The organism is Sporomusa rhizae (assembly GCF_041428845.1).
In the GTDB taxonomy this organism is placed as follows: Bacteria; Bacillota; Negativicutes; order Sporomusales; family Sporomusaceae; genus Sporomusa; species Sporomusa rhizae.
The window spans coordinates 723,907-744,879 of the sequence record NZ_CP156925.1 but is presented as its reverse complement, the minus strand read 5'-3'; the positions used below and the strand labels follow the sequence as shown (position 1 = coordinate 744,879).

The 20,973-nt window shown below is 41.2% G+C and carries 25 protein-coding genes; 5 read left to right on the top strand and 20 right to left on the bottom strand.

The genetic code is table 11. The features are described from left to right. The 6 genes from SRRS_RS03400 to SRRS_RS03375 form a co-directional block, all read right to left on the bottom strand. Positions 1 to 291: a hypothetical protein gene (locus SRRS_RS03400; RefSeq protein ID WP_371366233.1), complete on the bottom strand. Its 291-nt coding sequence runs from the start codon at positions 289 to 291 to the stop codon at positions 1 to 3. Next, positions 285 to 632 (bottom strand): hypothetical protein, encoded by a 348-nt coding sequence (locus tag SRRS_RS03395; protein WP_371366231.1) that lies wholly within the window; start codon positions 630 to 632, stop codon positions 285 to 287. The genes SRRS_RS03400 and SRRS_RS03395 overlap by 7 nt, the downstream gene beginning before the upstream one ends. Positions 633 to 902: 270 nt before the next feature. Continuing rightward, positions 903 to 1,211 (bottom strand): hypothetical protein, encoded by a 309-nt coding sequence (locus SRRS_RS03390; RefSeq protein ID WP_371366229.1) that lies wholly within the window; start codon positions 1,209 to 1,211, stop codon positions 903 to 905. Positions 1,212 to 1,244: 33 nt separating this feature from the next. Continuing rightward, on the bottom strand, positions 1,245 to 1,925 hold the full coding sequence (locus tag SRRS_RS03385; protein WP_371366227.1) for a Rha family transcriptional regulator: 681 nt from the start codon (positions 1,923 to 1,925) through the stop codon (positions 1,245 to 1,247). Further along, entirely contained in the window at positions 1,915 to 2,226 is a 312-nt protein-coding gene (locus SRRS_RS03380) for a helix-turn-helix domain-containing protein (protein WP_371369703.1), read from the bottom strand. The genes SRRS_RS03385 and SRRS_RS03380 overlap by 11 nt, the downstream gene beginning before the upstream one ends. A gap of 26 nt (positions 2,227 to 2,252) precedes the next feature. Beyond that, the gene (locus tag SRRS_RS03375) at positions 2,253 to 2,459 is read right to left on the bottom strand and encodes a helix-turn-helix domain-containing protein (RefSeq protein ID WP_371366226.1); all 207 of its coding nucleotides are present in this window, start codon (positions 2,457 to 2,459) and stop codon (positions 2,253 to 2,255) included. Between the two features lie 221 nt (positions 2,460 to 2,680). On the opposite strand from SRRS_RS03375, the gene SRRS_RS03370 reads away from it, so the two are divergent. The 3 genes from SRRS_RS03370 (at position 2,681) to SRRS_RS03360 (ending at position 4,980) form a co-directional block, all read left to right on the top strand. Continuing rightward, on the top strand, positions 2,681 to 3,079 hold the full coding sequence (locus SRRS_RS03370; protein ID WP_371366224.1) for a helix-turn-helix domain-containing protein: 399 nt from the start codon (positions 2,681 to 2,683) through the stop codon (positions 3,077 to 3,079). Positions 3,080 to 3,155: 76 nt separating this feature from the next. Next, positions 3,156 to 3,605 (top strand): ImmA/IrrE family metallo-endopeptidase, encoded by a 450-nt coding sequence (locus tag SRRS_RS03365; RefSeq protein ID WP_371366222.1) that lies wholly within the window; start codon positions 3,156 to 3,158, stop codon positions 3,603 to 3,605. 130 nt (positions 3,606 to 3,735) lie between these two features. Next, positions 3,736 to 4,980, top strand: coding sequence for a tyrosine-type recombinase/integrase (locus tag SRRS_RS03360; RefSeq protein ID WP_371366220.1), 1,245 nt, complete (start codon positions 3,736 to 3,738; stop codon positions 4,978 to 4,980). A gap of 378 nt (positions 4,981 to 5,358) precedes the next feature. Here the strand turns inward: SRRS_RS03360 and SRRS_RS03355 are convergent, their stop codons facing one another. The 14 genes from SRRS_RS03355 to dcuS all read right to left on the bottom strand — a co-directional run bounded on the left by SRRS_RS03355 (position 5,359) and on the right by dcuS (position 18,647). After that, positions 5,359 to 6,081, bottom strand: a complete 723-nt coding sequence (locus SRRS_RS03355; protein ID WP_371366219.1) for an NAD-dependent protein deacylase — start codon at positions 6,079 to 6,081, stop codon at positions 5,359 to 5,361. A 294-nt stretch (positions 6,082 to 6,375) separates the two neighbouring features. Then, positions 6,376 to 7,215: a methyl-accepting chemotaxis protein gene (locus tag SRRS_RS03350; RefSeq protein WP_371366218.1), complete on the bottom strand. Its 840-nt coding sequence runs from the start codon at positions 7,213 to 7,215 to the stop codon at positions 6,376 to 6,378. A 347-nt stretch (positions 7,216 to 7,562) separates the two neighbouring features. Continuing rightward, complete coding sequence (locus SRRS_RS03345; RefSeq protein ID WP_371366216.1) at positions 7,563 to 8,942, bottom strand: sigma-54 interaction domain-containing protein; 1,380 nt, start codon at positions 8,940 to 8,942, stop codon at positions 7,563 to 7,565. A 71-nt stretch (positions 8,943 to 9,013) separates the two neighbouring features. Continuing rightward, a complete protein-coding gene (locus SRRS_RS03340) occupies positions 9,014 to 9,265 on the bottom strand; it encodes a hypothetical protein (protein ID WP_371366215.1) in 252 nt (83 codons plus the stop codon). Positions 9,266 to 9,426: 161 nt separating this feature from the next. Then, on the bottom strand, positions 9,427 to 10,797 hold the full coding sequence (locus tag SRRS_RS03335) for an ABC transporter ATP-binding protein (RefSeq protein ID WP_371366214.1): 1,371 nt from the start codon (positions 10,795 to 10,797) through the stop codon (positions 9,427 to 9,429). 335 nt (positions 10,798 to 11,132) lie between these two features. Further along, a complete protein-coding gene (locus SRRS_RS03330; RefSeq protein ID WP_371366212.1) occupies positions 11,133 to 11,354 on the bottom strand; it encodes an iron-containing alcohol dehydrogenase in 222 nt (73 codons plus the stop codon). A gap of 332 nt (positions 11,355 to 11,686) precedes the next feature. Then, positions 11,687 to 12,151 (bottom strand): hypothetical protein, encoded by a 465-nt coding sequence (locus tag SRRS_RS03325; RefSeq protein ID WP_371366210.1) that lies wholly within the window; start codon positions 12,149 to 12,151, stop codon positions 11,687 to 11,689. Between the two features lie 53 nt (positions 12,152 to 12,204). Then, positions 12,205 to 12,525: an MGMT family protein gene (locus SRRS_RS03320; RefSeq protein WP_371366208.1), complete on the bottom strand. Its 321-nt coding sequence runs from the start codon at positions 12,523 to 12,525 to the stop codon at positions 12,205 to 12,207. A gap of 196 nt (positions 12,526 to 12,721) precedes the next feature. Beyond that, positions 12,722 to 13,264 (bottom strand): DUF6155 family protein, encoded by a 543-nt coding sequence (locus tag SRRS_RS03315; protein WP_371366207.1) that lies wholly within the window; start codon positions 13,262 to 13,264, stop codon positions 12,722 to 12,724. A 328-nt stretch (positions 13,265 to 13,592) separates the two neighbouring features. Next, entirely contained in the window at positions 13,593 to 14,312 is a 720-nt protein-coding gene (locus SRRS_RS03310) for a flavodoxin family protein (RefSeq protein WP_371366205.1), read from the bottom strand. 291 nt (positions 14,313 to 14,603) lie between these two features. Further along, entirely contained in the window at positions 14,604 to 14,738 is a 135-nt protein-coding gene (locus SRRS_RS03305; protein WP_371366204.1) for a hypothetical protein, read from the bottom strand. Positions 14,739 to 14,923: 185 nt separating this feature from the next. Next, a complete protein-coding gene (locus SRRS_RS03300; protein WP_371366202.1) occupies positions 14,924 to 16,246 on the bottom strand; it encodes a 2-hydroxycarboxylate transporter family protein in 1,323 nt (440 codons plus the stop codon). Between the two features lie 141 nt (positions 16,247 to 16,387). Continuing rightward, positions 16,388 to 17,050, bottom strand: a complete 663-nt coding sequence (locus tag SRRS_RS03295; protein WP_371366200.1) for a response regulator — start codon at positions 17,048 to 17,050, stop codon at positions 16,388 to 16,390. Then, positions 17,043 to 18,647: a DcuS/MalK family sensor histidine kinase gene (gene dcuS, locus SRRS_RS03290; RefSeq protein WP_371366199.1), complete on the bottom strand. Its 1,605-nt coding sequence runs from the start codon at positions 18,645 to 18,647 to the stop codon at positions 17,043 to 17,045. Before dcuS ends, SRRS_RS03295 begins: the two co-directional genes overlap by 8 nt. A gap of 865 nt (positions 18,648 to 19,512) precedes the next feature. Here dcuS and SRRS_RS03285 point away from each other — a divergent pair. Both SRRS_RS03285 and SRRS_RS03280 read left to right on the top strand, forming a co-directional pair. Continuing rightward, positions 19,513 to 19,965 carry a DUF2628 domain-containing protein gene (locus SRRS_RS03285; protein WP_371366197.1) on the top strand — a complete coding sequence of 151 codons (453 nt, stop codon included), beginning with the start codon at positions 19,513 to 19,515 and terminating at the stop codon, positions 19,963 to 19,965. 62 nt (positions 19,966 to 20,027) lie between these two features. Beyond that, entirely contained in the window at positions 20,028 to 20,951 is a 924-nt protein-coding gene (locus SRRS_RS03280) for a M48 family metalloprotease (protein ID WP_371366196.1), read from the top strand. Positions 20,952 to 20,973 lie beyond the last annotated feature (22 nt).

The window sequence follows — 20,973 nt, the reverse complement described above, 5'->3', positions numbered from 1 at the left end:
TCATAAAAATTTATCTGTAACACTGGCAGTTGCTTCACAAATCTTTTCTTTGAGTACTTTCGCTACAAAAATCATAAAGGGGAGCGTTGTGATTAATATGCTTCCCATCTGTTTGCCGGAACGGGTAAAGACCAAATATTCATCAAGCTCATTGAATACAACCGGCTCTTGACCAGGTATTTCAATGGTGATTTTGGCTTTCACCGGCTGTTGCCCGGCCATTTCGAACATGACGGATGTATCTGTTTTGCTCTTTTGTGCCTTTTGAAAAATCCCATTGATATCTAACATATTGACGCCTCCTGTTTACTCATTAGGTCCATAGCCTTTTCTGCAACATCTGGCGGAATCTGAACCCTAGACTCATCAGGAATGTTATTCGCTTCTATTAGCGTAAAGAAGTTAATACCGATCACCCGCTTGACCATCTTGCAATACTTCTTTTGGTCGCCATGCCAGTCCAAGCTGACTTGATCAGAGACAATGTCCCTGAATACTTCCTTGTCTAGTACATGGATGCAAATGCCGTCATCCCTGCCAATATAGATACTCCTGGGATCAGAATCTTTGATAGTCTCGCCTATAGCCTTGACGGCCTCGGCCAATTGCCGGGCTGCCTGTTCGATTGTCATACCTTAAACCTCCTTTTTTATTAACTTGCAGGAATTTAGGAAGGTGTTCGCCAAGTTATAAGGTTACGGTTTTTTTGAAGTCACCACCAATTAGCCCCACTTCCAAAAGCGATTTTTAGTGCGCTTAACCTTGTACGGCTTAACTTCCAATAGCTCTAAGTACTCGCGTCGAGAAATTTTGACCAAACTTTTCACCCCCTTTTCTGCATAATTTTGAACCTGAATGGGTATACATACATTGGGCGAGTCTGGCCTTATGTCGGATTTTTTTTATTTAGCTTTTCGGCCCAACCTAACAGCATCCGGTGGTCGGCCTTTATGTTTGCGCTCAGATCGTGGTACTAACTGCGGAATATTTGCCAGATTAATTGGTATTGGCATATTCACCTGTAACTCACTAGCTTTTCGTTCAGCGTACTGCCGTATCGCCTCCAGGGCCGCTTCAATATGAATTTTTACATGCGTCTTGCCAGTCGTAATGCAAGGAAGTTCTCCCTGCTTTACCATGCGCCGAACAAAACCATCCGGCAGATTAACGCGTTTTGCAAAGGCAGCTATTGTTTCAAATGCTGGCTCCATTTAGTTCACCTCACTTCCTCCCCTGACCAGTTTTTACGCTGTATTACGACCGATTATTCCAGGAACTCTCAGTCTAGCCGCATACTCTGTCAGTAATCGTTTTCTTTCCTGGTAATCCGGCGTTGTCACATTTAAGAACGCGGCTACAGGTTGGAGTGCTGCCAACAAGCTGATTTCATTGGGTTCTAGGTAATCCCGGACTGCGGCAGTGTCCGGTAGGGTGCGATCGGTTTTAAGTTGCTTAGCATTTTTGCCAGTTATGATTTGCAACAACATGTTCATTTCATTACTGAAATGATGTGGCTTGACCGGGTCATGCGCTAACTTAATTGCGTCTGTCAGTTGCCGGCATTCCATTCGCGCTTGGTATCGGGCTTGTAGGGCGGCTTCCATTTCTTCATATCGATTAATGTATGCTTCTTTGAAGTGAGCAGCCTTCTTGCCAGTAAAACCCATAACAATAAAGGCAAAACCGTTTTTGGTAAGTAAGTACATGGGCTGCTTTTTGTTCTGTTCGTTTTTGTAAGAGGACGACGCAAAATTGCGTTGTCTAAATTCAGCACTGCACTCACAATTATCAATCGCTCTTAATACGTCCCCATGTCTTTTACTAAACATATCAGCAACCGCCCGACTGGTTGCCACAATGTCTTTGCTTTGGTAAATCCCCATACCGTACTGATCATTGGGTAAAAGTAGGAGCTTAGTACTCAAGATTTGTCCCTCCTTTCGCAACTGACTCTACTTCCTGTTGCCTTAGCCACTCATCCAGGGTAGACTGCTGAAAGATCAACGTTGGTTTTTTAGATCCTTTGGCACCGATAGTAATATGAGGGATTTGTTTTTCTTTGCATAGCACGTATAAAGTATTTCGTACAATGCCAATGTAGTCGGCAGCTTCCTGAGCACTCATGCGTCGGTCTTGGCCAACAGGTAACTGTTGTAACCGTTCTATGACCCGACGTTCTACGGTGGCGGCAATTTCATCGACGAGGGATGTGTATAGGGCCTCCACGGGGTTCAATTGGTTCACCTCACTTTCTATGCCGATTTACTGACAAACTGGATCTCAATGCCCAGGATTTCACAGGCTCTATCAATTGAGTTTGCATTCCATCTACGACCGTTTCTACCGCTAAATAAGTCATAAATGTACTGAACACTAAAACCCATTTGCTCCGCAAAAGTTGGTACATCTATGTCCTGCTTTTTTAATTCAGTCTTAACGGCTTCTGAGAAACCCTTCAATATTGTCGCCTCCTTTCGTCTGATCTGATAATTGAATTATAGTCTTATAGGCGATTATGGACAAGCGTTAAATTCGCCGATAAGGCGAGAATATGTAAGATAATCTCTTTATTTCGCCTAATAGCTTCCAATATCTCATTATTTTAGTCTAATAGACTATTGATTTCTTTCGTCTAATAGTCTAAAATATAAACAAATAGGCGAAAAGGAATGACATTAAAATGGATTTTCCGAATAACTTAAGAAAAATTAGGACAACCCATACTAATAAACAACTACGGTCCGGGAATCGTATTGCAGAATTAATGAATATATCTCCACAATATTATTACGATTTAGAAACAGGTCGTGGCGGCAAGCGTTTAAACATTGAACACTTAAATAAACTTACCAAAATATTCGATGTTACAGCTGATGAGATAATGGGAGATTCTCCTTTACCAAGTGCTTCAGATGAACCAAAAAAGCCCAAGGATTTAGTAAAATTCCTTGAGCAAACAGAAGTTATGTTCGATGGCGAAACTTATGAACTTAACGAAGAAGATAGAGAAAAACTAAAAGCTGCGTTTGAGTTCGTATTTTGGCATGCTAAACAAAAAAATAAGCGGAAAAAATCCTAATTTCATTAAATAGGATTGTTACCGCTTTTTATTTGGCGTTTTTATAGAACATACGTTCTGAGCGAGGGATTCAAATATGAATATAAAATTACGCGCAACTAATTTAATTAAGAAATTAAAAACTAGTAACCCGCGTGATATTGCTGATGATTTAGGAATTGATATTCTTTATCTTGATTTACCAAAATCGATTCGTGGCTTTTTAGTAAGAGTACTTAAAAGAAAAATTATCGTAATTAACAAAAGTCTTACTAGAACTGCGCAATTGGTTACTATATGCCATGAACTGGGACATGTTCGCCTGCATCCTGGATATGGATACTACTACCACGCTACCGGTACACGGTATGTTTCTTCTCGACGTGAACGTGAGGCCAATGAGTTTGCATTGTATTTACTGTCCGAATCACACTGGGACGGCCTAAATATAAAATTATGGAAAAGAGTTTTTACGGAAAAACAACCAGACCCAAAATTAGTACATAGAATATTGACAGAGTTGATGGAGCATGATGGAGTGTGTTAAATAAAATAGCCGTCTGGCGCTACCAACACCAAACGGCTATCCAGTACCATCGACCAAAAGGCCAATCGTACCCCTTCAAAAATATTATATCCGATTGGCCTTTCATATACAATGAAAGGACTGATTTTTTATGCCCAGTATCGAGAAACGCGGCGAGCGTTCCTGGCGGCTCATCGTTGAGGCCGGGACCGACGCCGACGGTAAACGGGACAAACGTACCAAACCTATTCGTATCAATGACCCCGCCCTGCTCAAAACAAAGAAAAAGCTTCAAGAATACCTGGAAGCTGAATGGTATACATTCAAGACGGAAGTCGAGGCTGGCACCTATATCAAACCAGGGGGAATGACTTTCAAAGAGTTTGCCGAACGACACTGGACCCCAAAATATGCAAAAAGGGAACTGGCTGAGTCTACCCAGGAAACCTATGAACGTAACTTTAAAACTCACATCTATCCATTTTTCGGACATAAGAAACTGGAAGAAATCAAAACCATGCATGTCGTTGATTTTGTTACCCACTTGGGGACGCCCGATGCCCGCAAAGATGGGAAAGTTGGGGACGACGATCAGCCTTTGTGCCTTTCAACCGGAACACAACGTCAGATTTATATTCAGCTGCACCGTGTATTTTCGATTGCTGTTGAATGGAAAACACTAAAAGAAAACCCCTGTGACGGTGTTACTTGGCCGGATAAAGCTAACCCAAATATAGTTGTCTATGAAGAGGATGAAATTGAGGCTATCTTAGACGCACTAAACCAGGTTTCCGATACTTGGCGACTACTTATATTGGGGACGTACCTAGGCGGCTTTCGTCGTGGAGAAATGGTCGCTATTGAATTATCGGACCTTAATTTCGAGGATAACCTGTTAACGATTGACGAAAATATCCCAATGAAGCTAAAAGGAAAGCATCTTATTAAAGCACCAAAAACTAAAGCATCAGACAGAACAGTACCTATGCCTGACTGGTATATGGAAGAGCTAGCGCTATACGTACATGAATGGGAGAAAAACAAGCTAGCTGTTGGGGACAAGTGGCAGGGTGGTGATCGAAAATTCTTATTCCACGCCGGATATGGCAAGGCATTTCACCCAGGGTCAGTAACAAACTGGTGGACTAAGTTTCTCAAAAACAATGAATTCCGTCATGTTAAGTTACATGGACTACGTCATACGTCGGCTACTTATTTGCTTGAGCATGACGTAACGGTTGAGGCCGTTAGGGACCGTCTAGGACATGCTAGCCAACGTTCGACTGAAGTATACCTGCACGCAACGAAATCGATGAAGAAAACTGCTGCCCAAAAGTTTGACAAATTTAACCCGAATAAAAAAAACCGTCCCCAATCTGTCCCCAAATCAGATTAAAGAAAAAAAGCAGACACCGTGAATCCTTATTTTACAGGGCTTTTTAAATTTAAAAATTCTATATGTCAATGCTTCGTAAATAGTCATTCTCCCACCCCCTTCCTAAAAAGGAAGGGGCTAACCGTCCCCCGAGCAGCCTGTACACCTATTATAGCATTTTTTGCCAAACGAAAAAGAGAATTTTTTCTATGGCCCTATTCTGCTACCGCACCGCAGCAGTATACTTGCCAAAACAGGATCGTCCCTCAGTTCACCCCATAATTATTAATCGTTTTTTGCCAACTGTTATCTTGTCGCTAACCCCAACAATATGATCAGCAACCGTACCTGGGCCTGACGGAAAGCTGTCCTTTTGTTTTTTTGTCAATTCATATCCCTTCATTCTATAGAAATTTGCCCCAGTACCTCGCCGACACTGGCCTGAATTAAAAGATTAGCTCGCGCATCAGTAGAGGTTGACGCCCGGTTAATTAGAATCAGGTTATTGCCGCGATAATAATCAATTAGTCCGGCGGCAGGATACACTACCAGAGAGGTGCCTGCAACAACCAGTGCGTCGGCTTTCGCTATCAATGCTCGAGCCCGCTGCATGGTGTCCCAATCCAACCCCTCTTCATATAAAACCACGTCAGGCTTAACTTCGCCGCCGCAAGAACAAGTTGGAATTCCTGCGCTTTCCAATATAAATTTCTCATCAAAAAGAGCATTGCAGCGTTTACAATAATTTCTCTTTACGGAACCATGAAGTTCTAACACGGTCTTACTTCCCGCCATTTGATGCAATCCGTCGATATTTTGCGTTATAACTGCTTTCAGTTTACCGGCATGTTCCAGCTCGGCCAGCTTATAATGGGCCTTATTCGGTTTGGCTTTAGAAAAAATCATCTTATCCCGGTAAAAATCGAAGAATTCGGCTGTATGCTCAACATAAAATGTATGGCTCAGCATCACTTCCGGCGGATACTGATAATGCTTACTGTATAATCCGTCAACACTCCGAAAATCAGGGATTCCACTTTCAGTTGACACTCCCGCCCCGCCGAAAAACACAATATTATCACTGCTTGAAATAACTTTTTGTAACTGTTCAATCTTATTCATTTTTATCCTTCCTTCCAAATAAATGATAAATGGGATACTTCGGGGATGGTTTACATAGAAATAGCGGTAATCAGTGTATTAGCAATTACCAGTTAATACTTTATTTACCAATATAATATAAAATCCTGCAATTATCATTTATTTTTACGGAGCATTCCTCAGTGTCACTTTATACGGCTAATAAACGCCCTGGCTAAGCAGCAACACCGATCTTAGTTTCTTATCCGCAAAGCTAATAACAAAACGCCCGTATAAACGGACGTTTGTAGTTCGCGAAGCCACGCTAAATCCTTTTTACTGGTCAATGAAACCATCAGCAGTATGATCCAGCTTTTCTGCCATAATACTTATTTGCTGTATTGAAGATGCGATATGCCCAATCGCATCAGCAATTTGTGTTATAGTTTCTTCGATTTGCACTGCCTGCTGACAGGAGGTTGCATTAGCTTCTTTGATCTCCTTAATTATATTCTCTACTTGCTTAATTGAATCAGTGCTATCAGCAGCCAGATTCCGGATTTCTTCAGCTACAACACTAAACCCTCTTCCCTGCTCGCCGACTCTTGCCGCTTCGATGGCGGCATTTAGCCCTAACAGATTTGTTTGCGATGCTATATTTTTTATTAAGCCAAGCATCTTATCCGATTCCTGGGTCCGTTGCTCTGCCCCTTTCGCGGAAGATGTCAGTTGCTGGGTTACAGCTGCAATCTCCTGACTTTGAGCTGCTATTTCTTCGCTTGTTGATGCAAGCGAAGAAATAGCCTCTGTCAAGGTTGATGCCATTTCTTTAAAACTATCATAAAGTTCAATCGACTGAGTTATAGTTACAGCGCCAATAACGGCATTATTACCGTTAAATATCGGGTTGGCAAGGGCAATATAAGGAATACCCCTAACAGACTTATCAATCTTCGTAAAAATACGCTGTTTCTCGTCGACTGCCTTTTTTATTGCACTCCCTTCTCTTAACGCTTGTCCAACGGGGGCCTTAAGGTCAAGTGTTTTTGCTGGTTTATAAAATAAACAAGTAGTACAATCGGATATTGTTACGCCATAATCCGCCGGGATAATTTCTGACAAACGAGATAACACATAAATGTATCGCTCGAGTATATTTCTGTCCTCTTCTTGCATTTCTCCTCCGATCTGGATACCCTGCTAGTGGTTCCACCATGATAATTTTATTTCTATTCCAAATAGTACTTATAAAGAAGGAATCCCGGTTTGCCTGGGATTCCTTTAAAATTTCGCTCATCATGTAATATTGCAAGAACTATGCCAAAGCTAGAACACTGATTTTCTTCAGGATAAACGCCTATTTTTCATAGAAACGTTCTAATTTATTAGAATAAAAAAAGTCTGTTCTGTTCTTTAGAATGGCCCTAACGCGCGAATAAAAAGGCTCAAGTCAACTTCTAAATAGTTAGAAGCTAACTGAGCCTTTTTCTAATATATTAGAAAAATTATCCTTTTCCGCCCTGTCATTTTAATTTGTTATACAGCGTCGCTAATGAAATTCCTAATTGTTCAGCAACTTTCTTTTTTCCCGCCAGTGTATTGCCCTCTATTTTTAACGCATTAACTATGATCTTTTTCTCCGCTTCTTGTACAAGCTCAGCCAAAGAACGGTGTTCCCCGCCATTCCCTTCCAGTAAAAAGGCAGGCGGTAAATGTTCACGACTAATAATTGAGTCTTCGCACATGTTTGCGGCAAATTCTACCGTATTTCTAAGTTCCCGTATATTGCCCGGCCAATTATAGTTTATGAGGGGATAAAAGCTGTCCTTAGCAAACGAATACTCTCGTCCAATTCGCCTTGAATAAAGTGCTAAAAAGTGTTCAGCGAGTGGGATCGCATCTTTTTCCCTCTCACGTAACGGCGGCAAACAAACATTTAACACATTGAGCCTATAAAACAGATCCGCGCGGAACCTTCCTTCTTCCACCATTCGCTTTAGATTTCGATTGGTAGCTGCAATTACCCTGACATTAATGGTGATTTCAGTGGATTCTCCGACCTTTCTAATCGCTCTCTCCTGCAAAACTCTTAGTAGTTTAGCCTGTATTTCTAAGCTCAACTCGCCAATTTCATCCAATAGGATTGTTCCACCGTCGGCCACCTCAAACAATCCTGTCTTCCCACCCTTTTTTGCGCCAGTGAAAGCTCCTTCCTCGTAGCCAAAGAGCTCACTCTCTACCAGTGTAGGCGTCAATGATGCACAATTTAAGGCCACAAAGGGCCGCAGGCTGCGTTTACTCGAATTATGAATTGCCTGAGCAAATATTTCTTTACCGGTTCCACTTTCCCCAGTGATTAAGATATCGGTTTCTCCAAGTGCAATTTTTTTTGCAAATTGAATGATATCCTTAATTGACTGACTGTCGCCAACTAGATCGTCAAACGTGTACTTAGCCTTGTACGCCTGTTCAATTAATTTTTTAAGACGGCTTGTACGCTTTTCAAATCTCGTTATTTCTTTATGCAATCTGCGAACTTCGGTAATATCTTTTACAATAGAAACACCGCCGGCTACTTTCTCATTAATAAATATGGGAGCCATATCTACAACATATTCAACTTCTCCCACACACCGATAAACCCCGCCCATTGGTACCCCCGATTTAATAACTTGCGGCAGGATTGCACCAGGACGGACGTCGGTTAGCGGCCTACCAATGATCGTATCCCTTTTTACACCGGTAATTCTCGTATATTCCGGATTAATATATCTCACAACGCTTTCTGCGTCAGCAATTAATACCCCGTCGTAAATGGAATCAAGTATACCTTTAAACCACTTTTTTGCTTCGTCAGAAGATTTTAAAAACCACTCAAATTCTTCCTGAATACTGCCCTCCAATTGGTTTACCTCCTCTGAATTTATGTTGGCATAGCTAAACGAAAAATAGGAAACGTTCCTTAGTGTAACCTCTATTTCTGTACAGGTAGATAAATCTTCATTTCTGTTTTTATTGAGATTGAGCCATCATTAATAATCCATTCTTCGACCCATTGGTGGTTTCCACCTTTGGTTTTTGTGATATCCCGCCAGCGTAGCATTTCTTTCCATGCTTTCGGGAGGTTTTTCTTTATGGTTTTACTTGTAATATAGTCACCACCCTCAAACACTTTTAGGTTTATTCTTTCATCGCAGCTTTCAATATTTCCATTGAAAGTCACCATAACCTCATACCAATACTTAGCTTTGTTTTTCTCAATATTGTAATTATGATATGTAAAAAACCTGGGCTGGTACAGACCCTAAAGAGATTATTTCTACATAATGCCAGACATTCGGTTATCTTGCGCCCATTCTTTGTAATTACGCATCTGTGATTGCACACCTAAGTCTGACTCCGGTGACGTACTTCTATGATACATATTTCTTTTGCGAGTTCATTTAATTTTTCTGATATATTAACAATATGATTCTTATCTAAATTTGCATCCCACTCATCTAACAATAGTAGTTGAAGCTTTCCACTTTTTTTTATCTCATCTAATGATTCTATGATTTTTTCGCCAGTGGATAAGCTTTTATTAGAACTGAATTCAAAAAACATATCAGAATGCGGTGGTAAAAGGAAAGCTTTTTCGCTTAACTGTTCCTTAATTAGGGCAAGAAGTGACGATTTTCCTGTACCATTATCTCCTCGTAAAGTAATTCTTCCCGGACTATAGTCTTGCGTGATATCTTGTATGGAATTAATAGAATCAATAGTAATAATCGTATTATCTTTTTCAGCCTTAATCCGATTCCATGAAATAGTGCCCACATGTATAGGTTCTGTAATAATCAAGGCTGATTTTAATCCCTCAAGACGCGTTTTTAAACTATTCCAACGCGATACATAAGCTACAATTGCAGTTACATGAAAAATGGTTATAATTTGTCGTGGAAATGTAGCAATAAGCATACTTAGAAATACTTCATTTTCTACATTTTGATATATTAACCACACCCAAGTACCAATTACCGGAAATAAGACAAGCAACATTGAAGTTATGGTTGTCAGTTCACTAAAAAGTACAGATTTCAAAGCGGACTGATTCGCGTTTTTATGTTTATTGATAAAATAGTTTTTCCACAAATGTATATTTAATTTATTGCCAATTAAAATTGAGTCCCAGGCCGGTAATAATGATTGCATCATAGCTGTCCGGTCTTCTTGAGCCTGTTTGGCGGAAGAAGTGACCCGCGTTTTTAGACTTTTAACAGAAATAGAAATTAAAGGAATGGTTATGGCATAAGCAATCATCAACTTGTTATCAATAATAAAACCAAGAATTCCTATGTTAAAAACAATATTAAAAAGAGTAGTGGATACATTTATAATAAACCCAACGAATTCATTGATTACCAGCCATGCCTCATTATTTACATAGGGTTGCCGTTCTTGTTTAAATTCGATATTAGTTCTTAATTGGGCTTTACCCCTAAAAGAAACTGTAAAAATATCAACGTACTTTCTAAAAGAACTAAAAATAGCTTTGCTCTGAAAATAAGCCACTCCGGGACCTGGAATATATATTAAAGATAACGATAATATAAATAGAACTAACCATAATGAAAGATCTTGTTTTAATACGACTGCTTGACTCAATTTAGCTATCCATAAGGTTGAAGATGCGAGTATTGATTGTTGAATAAGAATGCATAGTATCATTAAACAAAAACTTTTATTAACAAAAATAGACATATTAAATTTTTTCATTTTAGTCATGCACTCCTAACCAAATCATCAAAAGAATCTTTTTCCTTCAACAATCTGCGCGAATTATGATATTCACCGACTCATCCAAAGTAATACTTATCTTCCCTTTCTCCCCGATGGTTGACAGTTTGGACGATGTTCCTTTTTTGGCACTTTACTTTAGAAGCAGTTTAGTTGCCATACATGATTCAGGTGACGGCTTCTATAAGATATTTGTTATAACACCAAAGAACACCTGCCAAATTCATACCAAATTTAGCAGGTGTTACCTTTTTTTTATAATAGGGGACAGGGATAGTGATTTATAAAAAAACTCCTGTCAAACTATGCAAAGTTTAACAGGAGTTTTTCCAAGCGGTCGGCCCTTTTAAAACTAAAACGCCTTCTTGTATATTTCTAAGATTTCTTTCTTCACTCGTATTGCGCGGATTTCCGGGGGTACATACATCATTAAAAGCTATCTTTGCAAGCTTGGGCAAGTCTTCTTCTTTTGCCCCGATCTCAGTAAGTTTTTGCGGAATACCGATAGATTTTGATAGTGTGACAACAGCTTCCACTGCGGCCTTACTTGTCACCTCATCGTTTCATATAAAATCAACTACTTCGAACAAATCAAAGCATACCCTAATTAATATGAAATCTTTACTTCTACAGGCTTATTTGGCTTGAATATAGCCAAGGTAGTATCTAAAGCCTGTGTAAACACACCTCATTAAGGTAAAAATTTTCTCAAACCACAGATTAATTTAAACATTTATATTGAAGTATTCTCCCGTTTGTTCAGCAAGAAAAAGCTGACCGTCGAAGATTAGTATTTGTCTCCGTTACAGTGTACAGGCAAAAAGTGATCCGCTCAGGCAAGCTATGACCTAAATCTCTTTCGGATTATTTATTTTAGAAATTTAATATTGGTGGATATGCTGTCGGCTGATCCGCCGTTTGTACCGCGGGAATTGACGATGATCGTATTGGAAAGACCGAGGTCCGTTGACGGGATTTTGTAAACAACCTCGTAGCCGCCAACAATGCCCCCTCTGTCAGTAATAAAGAATTGTTTATCAAAGAGCTGTGAGTGCTTATATTGGGTTCCATTTACTCTGATAAAAGTAAGGTTCCAGTTTGGAATGCCGGTATAGATAACATTCATATATAGCGCCGGGCCTGAAAATGAGTAGGCGTTCATATTTTTTGGATAGTTGGCTGGTGTGAATTGCCACTGATAATTATAGCTTTGCGCCGTAAAAGCGTGGATATCAACCTTGGATAAGGCCGGCGCCGGGCCTGCCGTTGCCACTGTAGAACCTAAACATACCACCATGCAAACCAGCAATATGAAAACTACAGACTTTTTCATATAAATTGCTCTCCTTTATAAAAACATAGCTACAGGAAACGTTTTTTATTTCATTAACTTATAGGTTCTTGTGGATTCCAACAGCATTTTGCCATATCCACCCGACCATCAGCGGTGAATACAACCCCTTCCGCTTCTAACATTTGTCGCTGCACATCTTTTCCGCCAAAAGCGAATCCGGTAGTGAGTCGACCATCCTTAAAGACCACTCTGTGGCAAGGCAATTTCCTGTCACGTGGGCTGTTATGCAGTGCATAGCCGACCGCTCGTGAAGCTCTCCAGCTTCCGGTCATATAGGCGACTTGACCGTAAGATACAACCATTCCTTCCGGTATGTGACGAACAATTTCATAAACTCTGTTGTTAAAGCTCATAAAACCACCTATTTCCAATGTCTCTTAGTGCCACCCCTTATTTTCCTGCAGGTAGATACGTCGGAGTCAGCGTCCATTTATGGAACATTATTATTGATGCTAACAGAATAGTTCAGATATTTCTCTGTGAACTTTTTAATAGTTACGTCCATTTATCCAAACTCCTAAAAAACAATGATCAAGAGTTTAAACGCTTTTATTCATCTTCATCTTCATCGTTAAAATAAGAGTAATAGATTTCCATCAATGCCTCATTAAAACCCCAGCCTATATCACTGCTTTCATCAACCATTTCCCAAAATCGCTTTTGATATGTATTTTCTAAGTCTTCCTGATTTACATAATTGGCCGCGGCCTCAAACATCGCAGCCATTTTAACATAAAACTTCTCATCAATATCGCCATACGCATTTGTAAACTCAATTCCGTACTCTACGCCTGAAACCATCAGTTCTGCAACATTCAGTGGAGTTTTGGAAAGCTTTTTAAAATCGCTGATTGCCTTGTTTATCACCGAGTATCGCAGTTTCCCCATTCCCCTGTCCGGGAAAAACTCATTTTTTATTATTTTCCTGTATTTTTCTAAAATGTCCTGTTCAGCATCAGGAACAAGATTTGCTGCGTAATATTCTTTTACATTGGGAAATCGTTTACACAAATCTCCTATTTCTTTAACCAGTTCCTCTTGGGTTTTATTTGCCAGGTATTTCTTTAAGTCCGTCATTTTTAACTGCTGCAAGTTAATCCTTCCTCTCCTCAAAATATGCTTCGGCGACATCATTGCCGTTATCAGAACTCTGGTTTGAGGGTATAAAGGCCCTCCGTTTTCTTGGAGTACGAGCAATCGTTTCAGAGTACTGGGAAGATCCTACCACTTTACATTCTCACCAAAATTACAAAACTCCTGCCACATAGTACGATATTTCATTAACAAAAAAACGCCCGCATAAACGGGCGTTTGAAGAATTTTTTAGCTCCACAATCGCATGACAATGGCCGCGATCACCACCATACAGGCTCCCCCGAGTCTGGGTAAAGACCATCCAGACAGCCGCTTCCTATGACGCTTATCTTGCGGCTCCCAGCATACCATCAACATACTTTTTGACTTCCTGAATGTATATTTCGTCGGGTATAAACTTTTGCTCCAATCGTGTTATCGTTTCATTTGTTAATTGTTTATTAGTGGCGATTTCCCTACCGGCCGTTTCCAATACTTTTAAATACTGAGATACAATTGTTCCCACTTCATTTTCTTTTATGCCGAGAAGTGCGCCTTGCGACGCATATATCTCAGCAATTACCTCCGTATTAAGATTGCGCGCATGCCGTTTAATCCAATGAGAAATTACCTGAAAATGCGACCGTTCAGGATAGCCGCAATTAGCTATCATCACCAATTGGGGAGACATTTCTGTTGTCAAATGACGGCATTCTCCCTCCCTATCCTTGCCCCAATACGGACTGGCTGTAACCATCATCCGGTCCAAAAAATTTTTGAGCAGGCCTGAAATGTTGTCAAGATAAAGCGGCGTAGCTAAAACCCGGATATCCGCATCTTTTATCAAACTCACGATGTCAGCCATATCGTCTTTAATGACGCACTTTCCCGGGCTTTTGAACCAGCAGGCTTTACATGCCTTGCAATAATCGATCTTTTTTTCCGACAAAAAAACATTTACGACTTCCGCCCCGGCCTCCGTGGCGCCTTTTAAGAAAGCGGAAACCATAATATGGGTATTCCCTTTCTTGCCCCGGTGACTGCCATTAATTACGGCAATTTTCATTGACCTCACTTCTTTCCTCTAATCTATTCGCTATTATACTTGCAAAATCCAGTAAATTACAGTCTTATAATTTAATCCATATTATGGTATAATATTCATAGAAAATAAAGCATTCTCGTTATGCTTACATCGGCAAAAAATATATAATCTTATCGAAAAATAAAACCTATCCGGATTTTCACTAACTCCGGATAGGTTTATCTTGTATTTCTAGCTGTCTATTCCAATACAAAGTACCAATATATCGCTATTTCGTGACTCAGCTGTTTGATACCTTTGTAAAGATATTTGTCAAAACCACCAGTAGAATATAATGGAATCCATCGCTGCCGTTAAGCAAAGAATCGAATCTATAGTGAACCGGTCATTGATGATAACAGGATAATTCAGGTATTCCTCTGTGAACTTTTTAATAGTTACGTCCATTTATACAAGCTCCTAAAAAAACAATGAGAATCTGATTTAAAGTTGACAATTAGAGGACAATAGGGACGTTCCTTTTTTGGCACCTACCACTTTACATTCTCACCAAAATTACAAAACTCCTGCCACATAGTACGATATCGCATATAACAAAAAACGCCCGCATAAACGGGCGTTTGAAGAATTTTTTAACTCCACAATCGCATGACAATGGCTGCGATCACTACCATACAGGCTCCCCCGAGTCTGGTGGATACCTGCGCAAAAGGCATAAGTTCCATACGATTGGAAGCTGACAGAATGGCTACATCACCAGTTCCGCCTAAACCGCTATGACAGGCGGTTACAATGGCCGATTCAACCGGATGCATTTTTAAAAACCTCGCTACATAGAAACCGGAGGCAATCATCGCCGCTACCGTCGAAAAAACGGTAATGATATAAGCAGGCGTAATGGCCGCCACTACATCTTTCCAGGGAGTGTACATGACGCCAACACCGACCAACAGCGGCCAGGTTAGGCTTGTTGTGACAAACCGGTATAAATGATAAGCTCCCTGCTCCATTTTAGCCGGCATAATGCCAAGTGCTTTAATGATAGCAGCCGAAAAGATCATGATAATCGGAGCCGGAATCGGAATAAATAAACTGACCACCTGTCCAAATACGAAAAAGCTCATAGCAAGAATAAGACCGGCACCCATCAGCGAAAAATCTACCGGCTTTTCAGCCGTTTGGGCGGCTCGAATCAGGTCATCATCACCTGTCTTTACTAACACACCGTTACCGGTAAGATGGGGTTTCTTTTCGCCCAACCGCCGCAAGTAACCCGCGGCCATGATGGCAAACACATTGCCCAGCATCGCAGCAGGCACGAGTTGGGGAATAAATTTGTCATTGGTCATCCCGGTAATTTCCGCATAAGCCATGGAAAGCGGCAGAATACCTTCCCCTACACCGCCGGATATGATGGGAACAACTACATAAAAGAATGAATGGTAGGCGCCTATCCCGGTAAGAGTCCCCACTGCCACACCAACGACAATACATCCCAGTGTACCCACAAGCAGCGGTATAAACATACGGACAAAGCCTTGAATCAGTACTGCGCGCTGCATTCCCAGAATGCTGCCGACAATGAGGCAGGAAATATAAAAGTACAGGAAATTGGAACCTTTCATAAATGCAGTAATCGCCTTCAAAGAAGCAGGATTAATCAGGTTATAAAAGAGCATAATGGACGGAACAAAAATAGAAAGAATGGCCGGACCACCAATATCCTTAAGCACCGGCACCCTCATGCCGATATCCCCCAGCAACATCCCCAGGATCATCATGACCGCTATGCCGCCAATCATATCTGCAGGTAGCTTGCTGTAAACAGAAGCTGCATAAATGATCGCTGCCAAAATGAGGTAAATGGGTAGCGGTAGAGGACCAATTTTGAATTTCATGAGAGGATGTTCTTTGGCTTGCGGCTGCGAAGTAGACTGTTGGATCTCTGTGTTCATGAAAAATTACCTCCTTTAATTGTTTCGGTTTCATAGTAGCGAAAAAAGGTAAACTATTAAACTTTATTAAACTTTTTAAAGTATTATGCAATTAAAAACTGCGATCCCGTGGACCGCAGTAAGTAAAAGCACAAATTTATTTTAATGTGGAATATAGCGGTTGACCGGCCGGCCCACAGCACCATACATGAGCTCCACGGTCAACAACCCGCTTGTTTCCAAATAATCAAGATACTTACGTATCGTTACCCGGGAAATGCCAACTTGTTTGACCAGTTCATCAATCGTAAAGGGAGCTCCGATCTTATCAATCGCTGTTTTAACAATTTGCAGAGTATGCTTTTCCAGGCCTTTGGGCAACCCGCATCTCGTTTGCCGGTCAAACAGTTGTGTGTCAATATCCCGCTGACAGACCGTATCACGGCTGTCAATGGCCTCCATTCTGGCCTTATATTGCTGTAAGGCCATATTCAGCCGTTCAAACTCAAAGGGTTTGATCAGGTAATCTACGGCGCCCAAACGCAAGGCCTTTTTCACACTGATAGTATCCCGGGCCGCTGTCACCATAATAACATCTACACCATGCCCGGCCTCCCTGATTTTTTCCAGCATCTCCAAGCCATTCATACCAGGCATAAAAATATCAACTAATATCAAGTCGATGGCACCAGTTTTCAGTATTTCAAGCGCCTGCCGGCAATCATTGGCGATGCTATGAAGTTGAAAACCTTCCACATGAGCCAAATAGCGGCGATTAAGCTCAGCTACCGTAGGGTCATCTTCCACAATAAGTACACTAATCATTCCGGATCTCCTCTCTATGACGGGGGATTGTAACAATAACTTCCGTTCCCGGTGAAGAATTATTAAACGCGATTGTGCCTTGCAATTTTTTTATGCAACTTTCCACTAAGTGGAGGCCAAAGCCACGGTTCTCGCCTTTAGTGGAAAAACCTCTTTCAAAAATCCGCTCCTTCACAGCCTGCGCTAATCCCGGACCACTGTCCGCAACCTGGATAATACACTCTTCATCGGTTTCGCTTATAGACAAAGTAACCTTTTTCGCATCCGAACTCTCAGCGGCTTCCAAAGCATTGTCAAGGAGGTTACCCAGTATGGTAATCAACTCGTAGTTGGCAGTGGCCGCCGTTTCCGCAGTCATGAGGGTATCTTCATCAATTGTCATACTAACGCCCATTTCCCTTGACCTGCTCAGCTTGCTTAACACCAGCCCGGCCACCGCCGGCTCTCTAATCCGCTTGCCGACAAAAGCAACTTCAGCTTCCTGATCGTTGGCAATCCGGTTGATATAGGCCGCAAGTTGATCATAGCATTCCAGCCGGACGAGTCCTAAAATGACATGTAACTTATTCATAAATTCATGAGTCTGCGACCGCAAGGCATCGACATAGCCCCTGACGCCGGTAAGTTCTTCCGCCAGTTTGTTAATCTCGGTTTTGTCCCGAAACGTGGCAATAGCGCCAACAATCGTGTCATTAACATGGATGGGAACCCGATTGGTAATGATGCGCACACCATTTATATCCTGTTCCTGATTTAACTCGGTTAACCCTTGGGCCATCACCCGCCTGAGACCGGTATTGGGAATATAGCCTTCGATTTCGCGTCCAATAGGATTCCCCGTCGTACCTGCACTATGGAGTATCGCAATGGCGGTATCATTTGCCAATGTTATTTTACCGGTCAGGTCGACGGCAAGAATCCCCTCTTTAACTGATTGCAGCATTGCATTTCTTTCCTCTAACAGTTTGGCAATTCCCGCCGGCTCTAATCCGAACAATGTCTTCTTGATACTCCGGGCAAGCAGGACAGCCCCCGTTATTCCGATTGCCATTCCCAGCAAAATAGCGAAAAAGATGCGATTACGGCTTTCCCTTACCGCCTGTTCTACATCGCCAAGATGAATACTCACCACGACTCCGCCAACCTGGTGTCCATTATGATATACCGGTGTAAAGGCCCTCAGCTGGGGTCCTACCGTTCCACTGGCATACGAAAGATATTCGTTGCCTTGAAGTGCCGGTTGCTCATCACCACCAACCACATGGTAGCCAACTAAGCTTTCGTTCGGGTGTGATTTGCGGATTCCCTGCATGTCAAACACGACCACAATGGCCGTATTTGTTAAACTCCTCATGACTTTTGAATAGTCCTGCATATCCTTTTCATCACGTAACCCCGCCAGGCCTTCAGCAACCACCTCCGAATGAGCTACAATACGGGCTATGTCCATAACAGACTGCCCCTTTTGATTGGTAATCCCCTTAGCGACATGCGCGGAAATCAGCCAATTCGTCGTAAGTAACGCCAATAATACAACACTACAAACCAGCAAGATAATTTTCCCTTGCAGATTTAACGTATAATTCCCATTTGCCAAACGAAAAGCCTCCCTACACTCACCGGTTCACGCTTGTTTACATATTATTATTTAAGTACTTAATTCCCACCAAAATACAAAAATCCTGCAAGATTTTAGCTTCTTGCAGGGGAGATGCCGGAGGTTTATTAACGGCTAGTAAGCGGAGGGACAAGGATACTGATTGCATATTTTACAATCTATGGGTATAATATAAGAAAAGGACTGACGTGCTCTAACACGCCAGCCCACAGGCTGTCTAACCGGAAACGGTTAGCCCGATAAGAAGTTATTGAGAAATAACCGCAAACCATGGCGTGGGAGCGGTTATTTCTGTTTTATGATGAGCACAACAAGTGTTGCGAATGCGACCATTAAGTACATTGCCTCAAATGTTGACACCATACCACCCCCTTCCCAGAAGGAAGTGGCCAACCGTTCCCCGACAGCCTGTACGACTATTATAGCATATTCTTCCAGGCGAGTAGGGAAATATTTCGTTGATGGTTTTATGTCATTGCTGTGCCGCCTTACATATTGAGAGCGTGACAATAGGGACGTTCCTTTTTTTGGCACTTACTATAGAAGTATTTAGTTGCCAAAACAGGAACGTCCCTTAGTGTCACCATTACTTATCGGCCTTATGAGTTAAAGGCAAGTTTAAACCTAAAAAAATACTTGACTGTTCACGATAAAAGAAATAAAGTGTAAAATATAAGTGGATATTGGATAAACCTGTCAAAAACAGGGACGCAAAAGCAGAATCTAACGGTATACCTACGATTCCAGGTTGCAATTTAATTAGCTGGGTATTTCCTTTAATATTTGCTTCATTAGTTTCCAATAAAGCCATTAGTCCGATGTATATGATATTTGGGGGTAAAATATGGATTGTCCGAAATGTTCTAAGCAAATTAATTCAGCTTTAAATTTTTGTCCGTACTGTGGAGAAAAAGTAAAAACTGAGATTACTCCTCCAGCTCCAAGAAGCATGCAAGAGTTAGAAGATATTACTAGTCATGATGCCCCAATTGTGGGGGAAAATAATTCTCAGTCTCAGTCCACATATTATGTTGTAGAGGATTATTATGCGAAGCGGTTCCAAAAGATTGATCAAAATGGTGGCAACTATGTGTTTTTTTGGAACTGGTACGCTGCTTTATTTAGTCCACTTTGGTTTCTTGTAAAAGGCATGTGGGTTAAAGGACTAATTTTCTTTGTTATAGCGTTTTTAACGTCTGGTATCGCCACTCTTTTCATTGGTATTTACGGGGGATCGCGTGGTACATATGATCTGTATCTTGCTAAAGTTAAAAGAAAACAAATGTGGTTCATGTAGCTAACAAGCCTTAGCCATCCAAGCTAAGGCTATTTTATATTTATAAGCAAAAGAGGGACGTAATGGACAAAAAAATACTAGATGGGTTACGGTCCATGGAGTATGAGCATCCTTGGGACCAGGAAGCACTGGAAAAGCTAAAAAGCATTTCGGGTTTGGATACCGTTGTTAAAAAATTCAACCAATATAGCGTAGAGAAGTTCCTCCGGGCCGAATTTACTGGGAGTTCGATAAAAGTTAACAAAAAGAATTTTCCTGAACTGCATGAGCAGTTAATTAACGCATGTAATATACTGGGAGTTTTTCCTGTACCTGATTTATACATTAAATGGGATTATGGGATAAACGCTTTTACAACTGGGGTTGAACGAACATTTATTGTCATTCACTCAGGCATAATAGATCTTTTATCTGAGGATGAGGCAAGTTTTATTATCGGTCACGAGCTTGGCCATATAAAAAGTCAACACGTTTTATATCATCAGATGGCTAGCATATTCCCTCATATTGGGGAAATTCTCGGACAAGCAACCCTGGGATTGGGAGCTATTGTCGCAGCGGGGTTAGAAGTAGCTTTACTTAAATGGGCGAGAATGTCCGAGTTTACTGCAGACAGGGCAGGGTTATTAGCGTGTCAAAATTTCAATGCAGCTTGTTCGGCATTTATCAAAATGTCGGGGCTTCCAACAAAATATTATGACAGGATAGATGTGGGGTCTTTTCTAGAGCAAGCACAGGAGTTTGCGGAGTATGATCACTCTTTATTAGATAGTTTAGCAAAAAAATTAATTAACGTTTGGCAGGATCACCCTTGGTCGGTATTAAGAGTTTCTGAATTGAACAAATGGTGTGAAGCAGGCCAGTACTCTGCGGTTATTGACCGACAATATAAAGATAGCGTTTTTTGTTGCCCATATTGTAGACACCCTATACAAAAGACAGACTATTATTGTCCTAACTGCGGAAATAGGATTATAATAGCTTAAAATCGATAAGTAACTTAATTGA

Excerpts from the sequence above, each read along its gene's own strand:
- SRRS_RS03400 (WP_371366233.1), bottom strand. The coding sequence starts at position 291 with ATGTTAGATATCAATGGGATTTTTCAAAAGGCACAAAAGAGCAAAACA.
- SRRS_RS03395 (WP_371366231.1), bottom strand. The coding sequence starts at position 632 with ATGACAATCGAACAGGCAGCCCGGCAATTGGCCGAGGCCGTCAAGGCT.
- SRRS_RS03390 (WP_371366229.1), bottom strand. The coding sequence starts at position 1,211 with ATGGAGCCAGCATTTGAAACAATAGCTGCCTTTGCAAAACGCGTTAAT.
- SRRS_RS03370 (WP_371366224.1), top strand. The coding sequence starts at position 2,681 with ATGGATTTTCCGAATAACTTAAGAAAAATTAGGACAACCCATACTAAT.
- SRRS_RS03365 (WP_371366222.1), top strand. The coding sequence starts at position 3,156 with ATGAATATAAAATTACGCGCAACTAATTTAATTAAGAAATTAAAAACT.
- SRRS_RS03360 (WP_371366220.1), top strand. The coding sequence starts at position 3,736 with ATGCCCAGTATCGAGAAACGCGGCGAGCGTTCCTGGCGGCTCATCGTT.
- SRRS_RS03355 (WP_371366219.1), bottom strand. The coding sequence starts at position 6,081 with ATGAATAAGATTGAACAGTTACAAAAAGTTATTTCAAGCAGTGATAAT.
- SRRS_RS03350 (WP_371366218.1), bottom strand. The coding sequence starts at position 7,215 with ATGCAAGAAGAGGACAGAAATATACTCGAGCGATACATTTATGTGTTA.
- SRRS_RS03340 (WP_371366215.1), bottom strand. The coding sequence starts at position 9,265 with ATGGTGACTTTCAATGGAAATATTGAAAGCTGCGATGAAAGAATAAAC.
- SRRS_RS03335 (WP_371366214.1), bottom strand. The coding sequence starts at position 10,797 with ATGAAAAAATTTAATATGTCTATTTTTGTTAATAAAAGTTTTTGTTTA.
- SRRS_RS03325 (WP_371366210.1), bottom strand. The coding sequence starts at position 12,151 with ATGAAAAAGTCTGTAGTTTTCATATTGCTGGTTTGCATGGTGGTATGT.
- SRRS_RS03320 (WP_371366208.1), bottom strand. The coding sequence starts at position 12,525 with ATGAGCTTTAACAACAGAGTTTATGAAATTGTTCGTCACATACCGGAA.
- SRRS_RS03310 (WP_371366205.1), bottom strand. The coding sequence starts at position 14,312 with ATGAAAATTGCCGTAATTAATGGCAGTCACCGGGGCAAGAAAGGGAAT.
- SRRS_RS03305 (WP_371366204.1), bottom strand. The coding sequence starts at position 14,738 with ATGGACGTAACTATTAAAAAGTTCACAGAGGAATACCTGAATTATCCT.
- SRRS_RS03300 (WP_371366202.1), bottom strand. The coding sequence starts at position 16,246 with ATGAACACAGAGATCCAACAGTCTACTTCGCAGCCGCAAGCCAAAGAA.
- SRRS_RS03295 (WP_371366200.1), bottom strand. The coding sequence starts at position 17,050 with ATGATTAGTGTACTTATTGTGGAAGATGACCCTACGGTAGCTGAGCTT.
- SRRS_RS03285 (WP_371366197.1), top strand. The coding sequence starts at position 19,513 with ATGGATTGTCCGAAATGTTCTAAGCAAATTAATTCAGCTTTAAATTTT.
- SRRS_RS03280 (WP_371366196.1), top strand. The coding sequence starts at position 20,028 with ATGGACAAAAAAATACTAGATGGGTTACGGTCCATGGAGTATGAGCAT.